Below are 14,124 nucleotides of genomic sequence, written 5' to 3'. Positions count from 1 at the left end.
GTCCCGCGCCCGCCGTCCCGAGGCCGTCCGAACGGCCCGCCCGTCCGTCGCACTACCCTGGGACCCCTCATGGCCACACCCACGAAGAACCTCGTCAATCTGGAATCGGTCCACAAGGTCTACGGGACCCGGGCCCTGCTGGACGACCTCTCTCTCGGCGTCGGCGAGGGGGACCGGATCGGTGTCGTCGGCCGCAACGGTGACGGCAAGACCACGCTGATCCGCATCCTCGCGAAGCTGGAGGAGACCGACACCGGCCGGGTCACGCACTCGGGCGGGCTGCGGATCGGGGTGCTGACGCAGCACGACTCCCTCGATCCGGACGCCACCATCCGTCACGAGGTGATCGGCGACCGTGCCGACCACGAGTGGGCCGGTGACGCCGCCGTTCGCGACGTCCTCACCGGTCTCTTCGGCGGCCTGGACCTGCCCGGTTTCGCCGACGGCCTGGACACCAGGATCGGCCCGCTCTCCGGTGGCGAACGGCGCCGCATCGCGCTGGCCCGGCTGCTCATCGCCGAGCAGGACCTGCTGGTGCTGGACGAGCCGACCAACCACCTGGACGTCGAGGGCATCTCCTGGCTCGCCCGCCATCTCTCCGCGCGGCGCTCGGCGCTGGTCTGCGTCACCCACGACCGGTGGTTCCTGGACCAGGTGTGCACCCGCATCTGGGACGTGCAGCGCGGCACGGTGCACGCCTACGACGGCGGCTACAGCGACTACGTCTTCGCGCGGGCCGAGCGGGAGCGGATCTCCGCGACCGAGGAGGTCAAGCGGCAGAACATGATGCGCAAGGAGCTGGCCTGGCTGCGGCGCGGCGCTCCGGCCCGCACCAGCAAGCCCCGGTTCCGGATCGAGGCGGCCAACGCGCTGATCGCGGACGTGCCGCCGCCCCGCGACGGCGCCGAGCTGATGAAGTTCGCCAACGCCCGCCTCGGAAAGACGGTGTTCGACCTGGAGCGGGTGTCGCTGCGGGTGGGCGCCGACGCCTCGGGCGAGGGCGGCCGGGAGCTGCTGCACCAGCTGACCTGGCAGTTGGGCCCCGGTGACCGGGTCGGCCTGGTCGGTGTCAACGGCGCGGGCAAGACCTCGCTGCTGCGCGCGCTGGCCGACACCGCCGAGGACGGCGGCGAGGGCAAGTCGCCGCTGGTCTCCGGCGGCCGGATCAAGGTCGGACGGACCGTCAAGCTCGCCTACCTCTCGCAGGAGGTCTCCGAACTCGACCCCGAGCTGCGGGTGTTGCAGGCGGTGGAGCAGATCCGTTCCCGGGTCGACCTCGGCAAGGGCCGGGAGATGACGGCAGGCCAGCTGTGCGAGAAGTTCGGCTTCGTCAAGGAGCGGCAGTGGACGCCGGTCGGTGACCTCTCCGGCGGCGAGCGGCGGCGGCTGCAGATCCTGCGGCTGCTGATGGACGAGCCCAACGTGCTCTTCCTGGACGAGCCGACCAACGACCTGGACATCGAGACGCTGACCCAGCTGGAGGACCTTCTCGACGGCTGGCCCGGTTCGCTGGTGGTCATCAGCCACGACCGGTTCTTCATCGAGCGGACCACGGACCGGGTGTTCGCGCTGCTCGGTGACGCGACGCTGCGGATGCTGCCGCGCGGCATCGACGAGTACCTGGAGCGCCGGGCCGCCGCCCGTGCCTCGGGGGCGTCGGCCTCCGGCGGCGGTGGCGCCTCGGGTGGGTCTCCGTCGGGCGGCGCCGCTTCGGCGTCCGCTCCGGCGGCCAAGCCCTCGCAGCTGTCCCGGGCGGCGCAGAAGGAGACGCAGAAGATCGAGCGGCAGCTGGACCGGATCGTGGAGAAGGAGAAGGGGCTGCACGCGGAGATGGCGGCCCACTCGACCGATTTCAGCCACGTCGCCGAGCTGGACACCCAGCTGCGCGAGCTGGCGGCACAGCGTGACGAGCTGGAGACGCGGTGGCTGGAGCTCTCCGAGGGAGAGTGAGGGGCGTGGCGCATCCCACGGGAACCGCACAGGGGCCCGTGGGAGTCCGGTGGTAGAAAGAGCCCTGCGCACCAACAGTCGACCATTACCCCGGAATGAGCGCGCACGCCAGACTGATTCCGGTCATTGGGGGAGATATGTCTCAGCCGCCGCCTCCGCCGGGCCCGCCCGGACCGCCCCCGGGCCAGCCACCGGAGCAGCCCACCGGTCCGCCGACCCCGCCGTCCGGTCCGCCGAGCACTCCTCCGCCGTCCGGTCCGCCCAGCACCCCGCCGCCGAGTGCTCCGCCCGCCGGCTCACCGGCCCCGGGCGCCCAGCCGCCCGCCGGCCCGCCGTCGACCCCGCCTCCTCCTGGGCCTCCGCCCGGTGGGGGCTACGGCACTCCGCCCGGGCCTCCGCCCGGCGGTGGCTACGGCACTCCGCCCTCCGGCCCGGCAGGGCCGCCTCCGGGCGGTGCGCCGGGCAGCCCGGGCTACGGCTACCCGCAGGCGGGCGGCCCCGGCTACGGCTATCCGCAGCCCCCGGCCGGTTACGGCTACCCCGGCACCGGCCCCACCGCGCCGCAGAACTTCGGGGCGCCGACCGCGCCCGGCGCGGCGGTCTCGCTGGAGAAGCAGGACGGCTCGGGTAACGAGTGGAGCTTCTCCGGCTCCCGGGGCCCGCTGATGGTGCTAATGGTCGGCGTGCTGGTCTCCGCGCTGGTCGCCGGCGGTTTCACGGTCTGGCACTTCACCAAGGACGACGGCAGCACCACGGCCGCCCCCACGGAGAACGAGCCCGACGACGAGAACGGCGGTGGCGACGCGGGCGAGGGTGACGGCGACGCCGACGGCGACAGTGCCGACGGCAGCGGTGGCGCTGGTGGTGCCACCGGCCTGCCGGAGGAACTGGTCCAGGCCGAACTGGTCATGAACGAGGGCCCGATCTCCGGGCCCGAGGAGGGCGACGGCCTCAACTACACACGTGGCGTGTGGTTCGAGGGCGACGACCTCGTCCGGGTCTCCGGTCAGGAGGTCATCAGCTGGAACATGAACACCGGTGAGCAGAACTGGTCCTACGCGGCCAGCCGGGGCAACTGCGCCTCCTCGCTGGAGTCCTCCGAGGGTCTGGTGGCGATGATGGAGGGCCTCGACTGCGAGATCCTGACCATCCTCGACATCACCACCGGTGAGTCCGTCCTGAACATCGACATGCCGGACGGCTTCATCAACGACGGCACCTACCCAGCGATCCTCGGCGACCATGTCGCGGTCGCGACCGGCGCCGGTGGCTTCGGCTGGCTGGTCAGCACCGGTGAGCCGGCGTGGGAGCCGCAGTCCGGGGAGGAGTGCTCGGTCAACGCCTACGGCGTTCACGACGGTCAGTTCATCGAGCACCAGAAGTGCGGCAGCTCCTTCGACAAGGGCGTGCCCGGGCATGTCGTCGCGCGCGCCGAGGACGGCGAGGAGCAGTGGCGCTGGTCCTACGAACCCCAGTACGACAAGAAGGAGTTCGAGCTCCAGAGCCTGGTCTCCGTCGAACCGCTGGTAGTCCGGGCCGAACTGAAGGAGGAGGGCGCCGACTTCGGTGACAGAGAAGAGGTGCTGCTGGCCATCGAGGACGACTTCAGTGCGGTGAAGTCGAGGCTCGACTTCAGCTCGGACCGGCACGCCGACCTGTGCCGCTTCGGCTCGCCGCTGGTCTGCCCCTCGTACGTGGTGGAGGACGGGCTGCTCTTCCTGGCGGGCACCGACACCCCCGGCACGGTCATCGCGGTCGAGCTGGAGACCGGCAACGCGCTCTGGGAGGTGGGCCCGATCGACGACGAGAGCGGAGCGCTCCGTCCGATCGCCGCGGTCGACGGCAAGATCGTCGTCTACCAGCTCGCCACCTACTCCGACCCGGGCAAGATCCTGGCACTCGACCCGTCCTCCGAGAGCGCGGAGGAGATCATGCTGCTCTCCCCGGAGGGCAACAGCGACGAGCGGGACATCTTCGGCATGTCGAACGAGGCCGACAGCCGCGCGATCTGGGTGGACAACCGGTTCGTACTGATCCGGCAGACGTACTACGACCACCGCAGGGAGCAGTCGGCGCTGCTGGTCTACCAGTGACCTGCTGAGAGCCTTCGTTCTTCCGGGCCGGGCCCGGCACCGTTCGCGGTGCCGGGCCCGGCCCGTGCCGGATGCCGCGCCGCGCGGTGTGTGCCGCGTGCCGTTCCGGCCGTCGGTACGGGCCGGTGTGAGACAGCTGTAGCTCCGAACACCCCCGGTACCCCGACGTGGGGTACCGGGGGTGTCGCGTTCCCCGTACTCTGCCGCCCTCCGGCCCGCTCGCCCCACGGGGCCCGCGCGGCGCGCTCGTGCGCCGCCGGACGGGGGTGCGGGGAGAGGAGACGGGATGAGCCTGCGGGTGGTGGTCGCCGACGACCGGCGGCTGGTCGCGGAGGCCCTGGCCTCGGCGCTGCGGGTGCGTGGTCACCGGGTGCTGGCGGCGGGCAGCCCGGTCTCCCGCGCCGTCGAGCTGGTGGGCGGACGCACGCCCGAGGTGTGCCTGCTGGGCACCCGCAACCCGGACGCCCCCGGCGCCCTGGACCCGGTGGCCGCCGTCTGCCGGGAGTGGCCCCGGGTGGCGGTGGTGGTGCTCGGCCCGGTGCCGTGCCCCCGGGGGGTGGCCGCGGCGTTCGCCGCGGGTGCGCGCGGTTATGTCCGCGACGACGAGCGGATCGAGGGCGTGGAGCGGGCGCTGGCCCGAGCCCGCGCCGGCGAGGCGGCCGTGGCCCCGCAGCTGCTGCGGGAGGTCTTCGGCTCGCTCCTCGACCCCGGTCCGGCTCCGGACGCCGAAGGGGTGCGGCTCGCGGCCCAGTTGACGGAGCGCGAGGCCCATGTACTGCTGCGGATCGTGGACGGTGAGGACACCCGCCGGATCGCCGACGGCCTGGGCGTCGCCCCGAGCACCGCGCGCACCCACATCCAGCGGCTGCTGGCGAAGCTGGGCACGGCCACCCGGCTGGAGGCGGTGGCCGTCGCGGTGCGTACCGGGTTGCTGGACCAGCTCCGTGGCGCACGCCTCCGGTGAGCCCGGCGGTGCGGTGCGGCCGGGCGGCGGCTGCTGCGGCACCGAGGTGCGTCCGTTGACGGCGGACCGGCCAACGTGTTGTATTGCGCCGGAAGTTGTTTGATTCTGTTCGTTTCCTGTCGGACGGTTGCGGTGTGCCACGGGAAGGGCTCGACATGCGGAAGACCACCACCCGACTGTCGGACGGGCGCGAGCTGATCTACTACGACGCCGACCCGGCGGGCGCTGTGCCGACGCCCCCGCGACGCCCGCTTCCCGATCCCCGGCCGGTCCCGCCCGCCACCCGGGCGGGCACCTCCGAGCGCCGGGTCGACCGGCTGACGGGCGAGACGGTCGCCTACGCCGCCCACCGCCAGGACCGCACGTTTCTGCCCCCGGCCGACCAGTGCCCGCTGTGCCCCAGCACCGACGAGCGGGCGAGCGAGATCCCCGACCGTGACTACCGGGTCGCCGTCTTCGAGAACCGGTTCCCGGCCTTCTCCGGGGACGCCGGGCGGTGCGAACTGGTCTGCTTCACCCCCGAACACGACCGGTCGTTCGCCGACATCGGCGAGGCCCAGGCGGGGCTGGTGCTGGAGGTGTGGACCGACCGGACCGCCGCGCTGGGCGCGCTGCCCGGAGTGCGGCAGGTCTACCCCTTCGAGAACCGGGGTGCCGAGATCGGCGTCACGCTCAGCCACCCCCACGGCCAGGTCTACGGCTACCCGTACCTCCCGCCGCGCACCGGGCGCGAGCTGCGCGCGCTGGCCGGCCACCGCTCCCGCACCGGCGGGAACCTCGCCGACGAACTGCTCGCCGACGAACTCGCATACGGGCGACGGGTGGTGGCGGAGAGCACGCACTGGGTCGCCTATGTGCCGCACGCGGCCCGGTGGCCCTACGAGGTGCACCTTCGGCCACACCGCCGGGTCCCCGACCTCACCGCCCTCCACGCGGCGGAGCGGGCGGAGTTCCCCCGCCTCTACCTTCGGCTGCTGCGCGGCTTCGACCTGCTCTTCGGCCCCGGCCAGCCGCCCACTCCCTACATCGCCGCCTGGCAGCAGGCGCCGCTCGGCGGACGCGGTGAACGCGGTGAACGCGGTGAACTCGGCGAACGCGATGAACTCGGTGAGTTCGGTGAACTCTGCATCGGACGCGAGGAGTTCGCCCTGCGGCTTGAACTGTTCACGATCCGGCGCGGTCCGGGGAAGCTCAAGTACCTCGCCGGCTCCGAGTCCGGCGCCGGAGCCTTCGTCAGCGACGTGCTGCCCGAGACGGCCGCCGCCCGGCTGCGGGAGGTGACCGCTCCGTGAACACGCACCGCTCCGCGGACGAGCGCAGTCCCGGCGACGGTCCCGCCGAGCGGGCGCGTCGCCTCTACCGCACGCGGTACGCCGCCGAACCGGAGCTGCTGTGGTCCGCGCCCGGGCGGGTCAACCTCATCGGTGAGCACACCGACTACAACGACGGCCTGGTGCTGCCCTTCGCGCTGCCGCACCGCACCGTCGTCGCGGTCGGCCGGCGCGGCGACGGACTGCTCGCCCTGGCCTCCGCCGAGCGCCCCGACGAGCCGCTGGCCGTACCCCTCGACCGGCTCGCCCCCGGCGAACCCGGCGGCTGGGGCGCCTACCCGGCCGGGGTTCTGTGGGCGCTGCGGGAGGACGGGCACCGGCTCGGCGGGGTCTCCGTCGCCGTCGCCTCGGACGTGCCACCGGGCGCCGGTCTGTCCTCCTCGGCGGCGCTGGAGGTGGCCTCCGCCGGGGCGTTCGGCGACCTCTTCCGGCTGGGGCTGGACGGCCGTCGGCTCGCCGCCGCCGGACGCCGGGCGGAACACGCCTTCGCCGGGGTGCCGTGCGGGGTCATGGACCAACTCGCCTCCGCCTGCTGCCGGCCCGGCCACGCCCTGCTGCTCGACACCCGTGAACTCGGCCTGCGGCACATCCCGTTCGCGCCGCACGAGCAGGGGCTGGCGCTGCTGGTCGCCGACACCCGCGTCAACCACCGTCTCGCCGAGGGCGGTTACGCCGACCGCCGGGCCGGTTGCGAGGCGGCGGCCGCAGTGCTGGGCGTCCCGAGCCTGCGCGAGGTGCCGGTCGACGACCTGCCGGGGCGACTGGCCGCGCTGCCCGCCGAGTTGCTGCCTCTGGCCCGGCATGTCGTCACCGAGAACGAGCGTGTGCGGCAGATGGCACGGCTGCTGGAGGCCGGCCGGCTGCGGGAGTCGGGCCCGCTCCTGGTCGCCGGACACGTCTCACTGCGGGACGACTTCGCCGTCTCCTGCCCCGAACTGAACTCAGTGGTCGAGGCGGCGGTGCGGGCCGGGGCCCTCGGCGCCCGGATGACGGGCGGCGGCTTCGGCGGCTCGGCGGTGGTCCTCGCCGAGACCGACGCCGTCGACGCGGTGAGCGCCGCCGTCCGGACCGCCGCACGGGCGGCCGGCCACCCCGAGCCCCGGATCTTCCGCGCCGACCCCGCCGCGGGCGCCCACCGCTCCTGAACGTCTCCGCCCCTGACGCCGGTGCGGGGAGGCGCCGGGCGAGTGCCGGGGGAGCGCTGGGGCACGCCGGGGGAGCGCGCATCCGGCGCATGAGGGTCGTGAGTGCGCCAAATAACCCCAGTGAGGCGGCAGTTAGGTCAAACCAGACGCCCCGGGCACGCCTCGACCGTACTCTGGGACCTGGCCAGAGGCAGTGTGTGGATGGCAGGGGTGGGTGCCGGTCACGGCCGGTGGCGAGGGGGAAGAGCGTGGACCGCATCCGAGCGCTGATCGTGGACCGGCACCGCGTCTTCGCCGAGTCGCTCGCGACCGCGCTCTCCGCCGAGCCGGACGTGCGGGCAGTGGCGGCGGGCAGTCCGCGCGGCGCCGCCCAGCTGCTCGCCCGCGCGAAGGCGGCGGGTGAACCGTTCCAGGTGCTCCTCGCCGACGCCGACCTCCTGCCCGAACCTGCCGGCCCGGTGGAAACCGTCGCGACAACGGCCGCCGCTCCCGCCGGCCCGACGACGACGGCGGCGATCGCGGTGGCAAGGGCAGCGGCGGCCGTGGGAGCCGCGGGGGCCGACCAGAACGACGGCGAGCCCGCCCCGACCGGTACGGCCGGCCTGGCCGAGGTCGCGCGCGTCCACCACCCGGGCCTGCGGCTGGTCGTCCTCGCCTCCGCCGACGACGCCGAGACCGCCGCCCGGATGCTGGCGGCCGGCGCCCTCGGCTGGGTCGCCAAGGACAGCTCGCTGGCGCGGCTGCTCCATGTGGTGCGCGGAGCGCTGCGCGACGAGACCCATCTGCCGCCGGCCCTGCTGACCGAGGTGCTCCGCGAGCTGACCCGCGACCGGCGCAGCCGTACCGAGTACCAGCGACTGGCCGAGTCGCTGACCCCGCGCGAACTGGAGGTGCTGCGCTGCATGCTGGCCGGCCTCGGGCGCAAGGCGGTCGCCGAACGGCTGTATCTGTCGCCGCACACGGTCCGCACGCACATGCAGAACGTCCTCGGCAAGCTGGGGGTCCACTCGACGCTGGCCGCCGTCGCGGTCGCCCGCCGCGCGGGCGTGCCCCCGGTCGAGGGCTGACGGACCCGCGCCGCCCTCCTTCCGCACGCGCGCCGCCCTCCTTCCGCACCCGGGCAGGCCGAAAGCGGCCACCGATGGCGGGGCCCGGTTTACCTCCGGGGGCCGGGGCAGACGAACACCTGTTCAGGCGGAGGCCCCCGCTGTCGTTCTCGCGGGAACGCATGCGTGGCCGCACGGGACACCTGTGCCACCCCCACGGAAAGGACCCTGGTGAGAAGGTCTACCACTCCCCTGCTGGCTGTCACCCTGGCATCGGCGCTGGCTCTGGCGGGATGCTCGTCGAGCGACGCGGCAGACGACGGCGAGGCCGGCTCCGAGGCCGGTTCCGAGGCCGGTTCCGAGGCTGGGACTGCGGACGGCCGACAGCTCGACTGGGCCGAATGTCCGGAGGACGTAGCCGCGCCCGGTCTCGAGTGCGCCACCCTCGATGTCCCGCTCGACTACGAGGACCCGGAGGGGGAGAGCATCGGGATAGCCGTCTCCCGGCTCTCCAGCGAGGAACCCGACAAGCGGCACGGCGTCCTGCTGGTCAACAACGGCGGACCCGGCGGACAGACACTGCGGATGCCGGCCCTGCTGGAGGAGTTCGGTGTGCCGGCTGAGGTGCTGGAGACCTACGACGTGATCGGGATCGATCCGCGCGGGGTGGGGCACAGCACTCCGGTGACCTGTGACCTCACCCTGGCGGACCACCCCACCAACATCCCCCTCTACGCGACGGACGAGGCGGACGTCGCCGCCGATGCCGAGCGCGTCGAAGCCGTCGCGGAGAAGTGCGCGAACTCCGCGACCGCCGACATTCTGCCGTACATCACCACAGCCAACACGGCGCGCGACATGGACGGGGTCCGTGAAGCGCTCGGCGAGTCCACCGTGTCCTACTTCGGTATCTCCTACGGGAGTTACCTCGGCTCCGTCTACACCACGATGTTCCCCGAGCAGACCGACCGCGTCGTCATCGACAGCGTGACCGGGCCACAAGGGTGGGACTCCGAGTTCGCCCGGGGCTTCGGCGAGGGGGTCCAGGACCGGTTCCCGGACTTCGCGGAGTTCGCCGCGGCGGAACACGAGACCTACGGGCTGGGCGAGACGCCGGAGGAGGTCGAGGCCACCTACATCGAGCTCGGGGAGAAGCTGGACGCGGAACCGAGCCCGGAGGGGTACACCGGCCAGGTCTTCCGCCAGCTGACGTTCGACCAGCTCTACTACGACGAGAACCTGCCCGCCCTCGCCGAGACATGGCAGGCACTCGACACCGGCGAAGCGGTTCCGGAGCCGGAGGTCGACCCCGAGGCGGCGGCCGCCGCCGCTTCCTCCGACGTCCCGCCGGACAACTACCTGGCCAGCCAGCTGCACGTGATCTGCAACGACAGCGACTGGCCTGAGGACGTCGCGACCTACGCGCGGAACGTCGAGGAGGACCGGGAGCGCTTCCCCCTGTTCGGCGCGGCCGGGGCGAACGTCACGCCGTGCGCGTTCTGGCCGTCCCAGCCGGCCGAGGAGCCCGTCGAGATCACCGACGAGGGCCCCTCCAACATCCTCATGCTCCAGAACCTCCGCGACAACGCGACCCCGCTCGCCGGCGCCCGTGACATGCGGGAGGCCCTCGGGGGCCGGGCGCGGATGATCACGGCCGACCAGGGCGGTCATCTCGCCTATCTGAAGCACGACAACCCGTGTGCGAACGACATCGTGACCGAGTTCCTCGTCACGGGCGAACGCCCCGAGGAGGACGTCCACTGCGAGGCGAACTGACGCCACACCGCGCCTGCGCGCACGGACCGCCGTGACGCGCGCGTCGACCGCCCGACCCCGGTTGCCGGGGCCGGGCGGTCGACGCGTGTGCGGGGCCGCGCCTCCGGCGAGTGGCCACCGGGCGGGAGGGCCGGACAGCCACGCAGTGAGGGGTGGACGCCGAGCCGCTTCCCGGCCCCCTTCCCACGCGAACGTCTGTCCGGCGTGCGACGGCGCGCGCCGGAACACCCGATTCGCGACAACATCACGACACGGCCCGTCACCCCGCGCCGCGCCCAGTCGCCCCACGCCTCCCACGGGTGCGCCGGCCACGGCGCTCACCCGCCACACCGTTCGGTCCTGGCCCCGCACGCCCCAGGAGTCATTCGAACAGAGCGTAGTCAGTCGAACGCGTTGCGCGTCCGAAAGCGGTTCTTGGCAGCGCTCTGGCGGGGCGCCATGATCAGGGGCGTGCCTTGTCAGGGACATGTTCCGCTGCCTGACGGGTCGCCATCCCGGACGTGCCGTCCCGGCCGCCCGGCCCTCGCACCTGTTTCCCGGAAGGACCCACACAGGAAATGACGCGTGCCCACAGCGCCACCACCAGGACCCGACGGCTCAAGCGGATCGCCGTCGCCTCCGGTCTGCTCCTCGTCGCCGCGCTCTTCAATCCCGCCGCAGCCCAGGCGGACACCGACGCCACGTTCAGTGAGGCGCAGCTGACCGCGGCCCACGAAGCCGTCGCGGACGCCGGCATCGGCGGCACCGCCTACGCGGTGGACAGCGAGAGCGGAACCGTCACCGTCCTGCACGACGAGACGGTCTCGGACGCCGACCTCGACGCCATCCGCGCGGAGGCCGGGTCGCTCTCCCGCGCCATCGAGTTCGAAGCGGTCCCGGGCACCTTCGAGAAGTACGTCCAGGGCGGCGACGCGATCTACGCCGACCTCGGCTGGCGCTGCTCCGCGGGCTTCAACGTGCGCGACAGCGCCGGCACCTGGTACTTCCTGACCGCCGGTCACTGTACCGACGACCCCTACGGCCCGACTCCGCCCTACCCGCTGTGGAGTGACGGGGTCAGCCAGATCGGCACCACGGCGGCGTCCAACTTCCCCGGCGGGGACTACGGCCTGGTCCGCTACGACTCGCAGCAGGGCGCGCCGAGCACCGTCAACCTGTACAACGGCACCTCGCAGGCGATCACCTCCTTCTCCAACGCCTTCGTCGGGCAGGCCGCGTGCCGCAGCGGCAGCACCACGGGCCTGCGCTGCGGCAGCGTCAACGGTCTCGGCTTCACCGTCGACTACGGCGGCGGCGACATCGTCTACAACATGATCCGCACCAACATCTGCGCCGAGCCCGGTGACAGTGGCGGCCCGCTGTTCGCCGGCTCCACGGGTCTCGGCCTGACCTCCGGCGGCAACGGCAACTGCTCCGTCGGTGGCACGACCTTCTTCCAGCCGGTCGTCGCCGCGGCCTCCGCCTACGGCGTCAGCGTGCCGTAACCGGTCCGTCCGGTGACCCGGGCCGGTCCGCCCGCCCGCGTCATCGAGAGGCACCGCACGCGGGCACATGTCCCATCCGCCGCCCCCGGCCAGCACCGCGCCGGGGGCGGCGGCGCGTTCGCGGCCGGCGGGCGGGCGGTTCAGCCGCCGGTGTTGTCGAACGGCGCGGTCAGTTCGCGCAGGAGCGCGGCGAGTTCGCGGCGCTGGGTGGTGGAGAGTTCGGCCAGGATCGCCCGCTCCTGTGCCAGCAGCCCGGCCAGTGCGCGGTCGGCGTGGTCCTGGCCGTCCGTCGTCAGCCGTACCAGTACGCCGCGGCGGTCGCTGGGGTCGGGGAGCCGTTCGACCAGGCCCTTCTTGGCCAGCCGGTCGATCCGGTTGGTCATGGTGCCCGAGGTGACCAGGGTCTGGGTCAGCAGCTGGCCCGGCGACAGCTGGTAGGGCGCGCCCGTGCGGCGCAGTGCGGTGAGTACGTCGAACTCCCACGGCTCCAGTCCCAGCTCCGCGAAGGCCAGGCGGCGCGCACGGTCCAGGTGCCGGGAGAGCCGGCCGACCCTGCTGAGTACTTCCAGTGGCTCCACGTCGAGATCGGGGCGCTCGCGCCGCCAGGCTGCCACCAGTCGATCGACCTCGTCCTCCATGGGGATCAGTGTAGTAGTTCTGTCGATGTGAAGTCTCTTGAAGTCGACTCTCTTGAAGTAGACTCTCTTGACATCAAGATATATCGCGGGCAGGGTGAGTGATCATGAAGACCTCCCACTGGGACCCGGCCCAGTACAACCGGCACGCCGGACACCGCACCCGCCCCCTGTGCGACCTCCTCGCCCGCGTCCCGGAACTGCCCGGCGACCGGCCGCGCATCGCCGACCTCGGCTGCGGCCCCGGCGGTCCCACCACACTGCTCGCCGACCGCTGGCCCACCGCCCGGGTCACCGGCTACGACTCCTCCGCCGCGATGCTGGAGGAGGCCCGCGCCCACGCCGGACCGACCGCCGACGGCGGCAGCCTCACCTTCACCCGTGCCGACATCGCCGACTGGGTCCCCGACACCCCGCACGACCTGATCGTCTCCAACGCCGCCCTCCAGTGGGTGCCCGACCACGCCGCGCGGTTCCCCGAGTGGACGGCCGGGCTCGTCCCGGGCGGCGTGCTCGCCTTCCAGGTCCCCGGCAACTTCGACGCCCCCAGCCACCTGCTGCTGCGCGACCTCTGCCTCGGGGACCGCTGGCGCGGCCGGCTCGGCGGACTGCTGCGCGCCGAGCGGCCCGTCCTCACCCCTGAGGGGTACCTCACCGCGCTCGCCGGCCTCGACTGCGACCTCGACGTCTGGGAGACCACCTACCTCCAGGTCCTCTCCGGTCAGGACCCCGTCCTCGACTGGACCAAGGGCACGGCGCTGCGCCCCGTGCTCACCGAACTGGCCGACGACCCGGCCGCCGCCACCGCCTTCGTGGACGAGTACCGCGAGCTGCTGCGCCGGGCCTACCCGGCCGGCCCGCACGGCACCACCTTCCCGTTCCGCCGCCTCTTCGTGGTCGCCCGCCGTTCCGGGGGCGCCCGTTGACCTCCGGCGTCACCCGAGAGTGAGCCCGGGGGAGCCGAGCCGAGGTCCCGGTCACCACAGGTGACGGTCCGTCCGAGTGCCGCGTCGCGGCGAAAGCGTCCACCTGGCGCACCTACACGACCTGAACGAGGTACATGAGGGGGCCAAACGGGTGAAGACCGGAAACTCTTCGCTCCGTCGCCAGTTGTTCAGGCCGTCCCGCGAGGGGCATTCTCAGACACTCGGAAGGACACAGCAAGTGATCAAGAAGACGCTCGCCACGGTTGCAGTCGCGGCCTCCGCCATCGGTGCTACCGGTGCCGCCGCCGCCCCGGCGCTGGCCGTCGGCGACGACACCGCAGGCCACACCGCGGTGTCCGGGAACGGCGCCGAGAAGGTCTTCGGCAACACCACCACCCACGGTGGCATGAGCCCGAACATGGCCCTCGTCCAGGGTTCGCTGAACGACATCTGCGCCCCGATCCTGCCGGGCAAGACCAACGTCGGCAGCGTTGTCGGCCTGATCCCGGTCACCGTTCAGGACGTCCTGAGCAGCAACAACAACCAGGCCTGCGCCGAGAACTCGACGCTGCAGGACGGGGACGACCCGCTGTCCAACCTGCTGTCCAACGTCGAGGTCCTCTCCGGCAACGGTGGCAGCCTCCGCTGACGCGCTCCCCAGCGCACGGCAACTCGCGGACGCCGGGCTCTACGGCCTTCTGACCGGCGCACGCAACGGAACCCCCTCCCCGGTGGTCTTCCCCTCCCGGGAGGGGAAGACCACCGGGGAGGGGG

11 protein-coding genes are annotated in these 14,124 nt (G+C 72.8%); 10 read left to right on the top strand and 1 reads right to left on the bottom strand.

The genetic code is table 11. The annotated features are described in order from the left end of the window. Positions 1-69: 69 nt before the first annotated feature. The 8 genes from E0D90_RS16065 (at position 70) to E0D90_RS16030 (ending at position 11,789) form a co-directional block, all read left to right on the top strand. Positions 70-1,950, top strand: a complete 1,881-nt coding sequence (locus E0D90_RS16065; protein ID WP_130798945.1) for an ABC-F family ATP-binding cassette domain-containing protein — start codon at positions 70-72, stop codon at positions 1,948-1,950. A gap of 137 nt (positions 1,951-2,087) precedes the next feature. Next, positions 2,088-4,043, top strand: a complete 1,956-nt coding sequence (locus E0D90_RS16060) for an outer membrane protein assembly factor BamB family protein (RefSeq protein WP_130798943.1) — start codon at positions 2,088-2,090, stop codon at positions 4,041-4,043. Between the two features lie 286 nt (positions 4,044-4,329). Further along, entirely contained in the window at positions 4,330-5,007 is a 678-nt protein-coding gene (locus tag E0D90_RS16055; protein WP_103503662.1) for a response regulator transcription factor, read from the top strand. A 155-nt stretch (positions 5,008-5,162) separates the two neighbouring features. After that, positions 5,163-6,299: a galactose-1-phosphate uridylyltransferase gene (locus E0D90_RS16050; RefSeq protein WP_130798941.1), complete on the top strand. Its 1,137-nt coding sequence runs from the start codon at positions 5,163-5,165 to the stop codon at positions 6,297-6,299. Next, positions 6,296-7,483 (top strand): galactokinase, encoded by a 1,188-nt coding sequence (gene galK, locus E0D90_RS16045; RefSeq protein WP_130798939.1) that lies wholly within the window; start codon positions 6,296-6,298, stop codon positions 7,481-7,483. Before E0D90_RS16050 ends, galK begins: the two co-directional genes overlap by 4 nt. 248 nt (positions 7,484-7,731) lie before the next feature. Then, on the top strand, positions 7,732-8,550 hold the full coding sequence (locus tag E0D90_RS16040; RefSeq protein ID WP_130798937.1) for a response regulator transcription factor: 819 nt from the start codon (positions 7,732-7,734) through the stop codon (positions 8,548-8,550). A 210-nt stretch (positions 8,551-8,760) separates the two neighbouring features. Continuing rightward, positions 8,761-10,305 carry an alpha/beta hydrolase gene (locus tag E0D90_RS16035; RefSeq protein WP_227870256.1) on the top strand — a complete coding sequence of 515 codons (1,545 nt, stop codon included), beginning with the start codon at positions 8,761-8,763 and terminating at the stop codon, positions 10,303-10,305. 557 nt (positions 10,306-10,862) lie between these two features. After that, positions 10,863-11,789 carry a S1 family peptidase gene (locus E0D90_RS16030; protein WP_130798935.1) on the top strand — a complete coding sequence of 309 codons (927 nt, stop codon included), beginning with the start codon at positions 10,863-10,865 and terminating at the stop codon, positions 11,787-11,789. Between the two features lie 140 nt (positions 11,790-11,929). Here the strand turns inward: E0D90_RS16030 and E0D90_RS16025 are convergent, their stop codons facing one another. Next, on the bottom strand, positions 11,930-12,427 hold the full coding sequence (locus E0D90_RS16025; protein WP_103503658.1) for a MarR family winged helix-turn-helix transcriptional regulator: 498 nt from the start codon (positions 12,425-12,427) through the stop codon (positions 11,930-11,932). Positions 12,428-12,531: 104 nt separating this feature from the next. Here E0D90_RS16025 and E0D90_RS16020 point away from each other — a divergent pair, with 104 nt between their 5' ends. Further along, entirely contained in the window at positions 12,532-13,350 is an 819-nt protein-coding gene (locus E0D90_RS16020) for a trans-aconitate 2-methyltransferase (RefSeq protein ID WP_130798933.1), read from the top strand. 238 nt (positions 13,351-13,588) lie between these two features. Continuing rightward, on the top strand, positions 13,589-13,999 hold the full coding sequence (locus E0D90_RS16015; protein ID WP_103529459.1) for a rodlin: 411 nt from the start codon (positions 13,589-13,591) through the stop codon (positions 13,997-13,999). The last annotated feature ends 125 nt before the right edge of the window (positions 14,000-14,124 follow it).

Source organism: Streptomyces otsuchiensis (assembly GCF_004305975.1).
GTDB lineage: Bacteria > Actinomycetota > Actinomycetes > Streptomycetales > Streptomycetaceae > Streptomyces > Streptomyces otsuchiensis.
The sequence above is the reverse complement of the archived record's forward strand: the minus strand, read 5'-3'. Positions and strand labels throughout refer to the sequence as shown.

Coding starts and splice junctions, on each gene's coding strand:
- E0D90_RS16020 (WP_130798933.1), top strand. CDS start 12,532: ATGAAGACCTCCCACTGGGACCCGGCCCAGTACAACCGGCACGCCGGA.
- E0D90_RS16025 (WP_103503658.1), bottom strand. CDS start 12,427: ATGGAGGACGAGGTCGATCGACTGGTGGCAGCCTGGCGGCGCGAGCGC.
- E0D90_RS16050 (WP_130798941.1), top strand. CDS start 5,163: ATGCGGAAGACCACCACCCGACTGTCGGACGGGCGCGAGCTGATCTAC.
- E0D90_RS16055 (WP_103503662.1), top strand. CDS start 4,330: ATGAGCCTGCGGGTGGTGGTCGCCGACGACCGGCGGCTGGTCGCGGAG.
- E0D90_RS16060 (WP_130798943.1), top strand. CDS start 2,088: ATGTCTCAGCCGCCGCCTCCGCCGGGCCCGCCCGGACCGCCCCCGGGC.
- E0D90_RS16065 (WP_130798945.1), top strand. CDS start 70: ATGGCCACACCCACGAAGAACCTCGTCAATCTGGAATCGGTCCACAAG.
- E0D90_RS16030 (WP_130798935.1), top strand. CDS start 10,863: ATGACGCGTGCCCACAGCGCCACCACCAGGACCCGACGGCTCAAGCGG.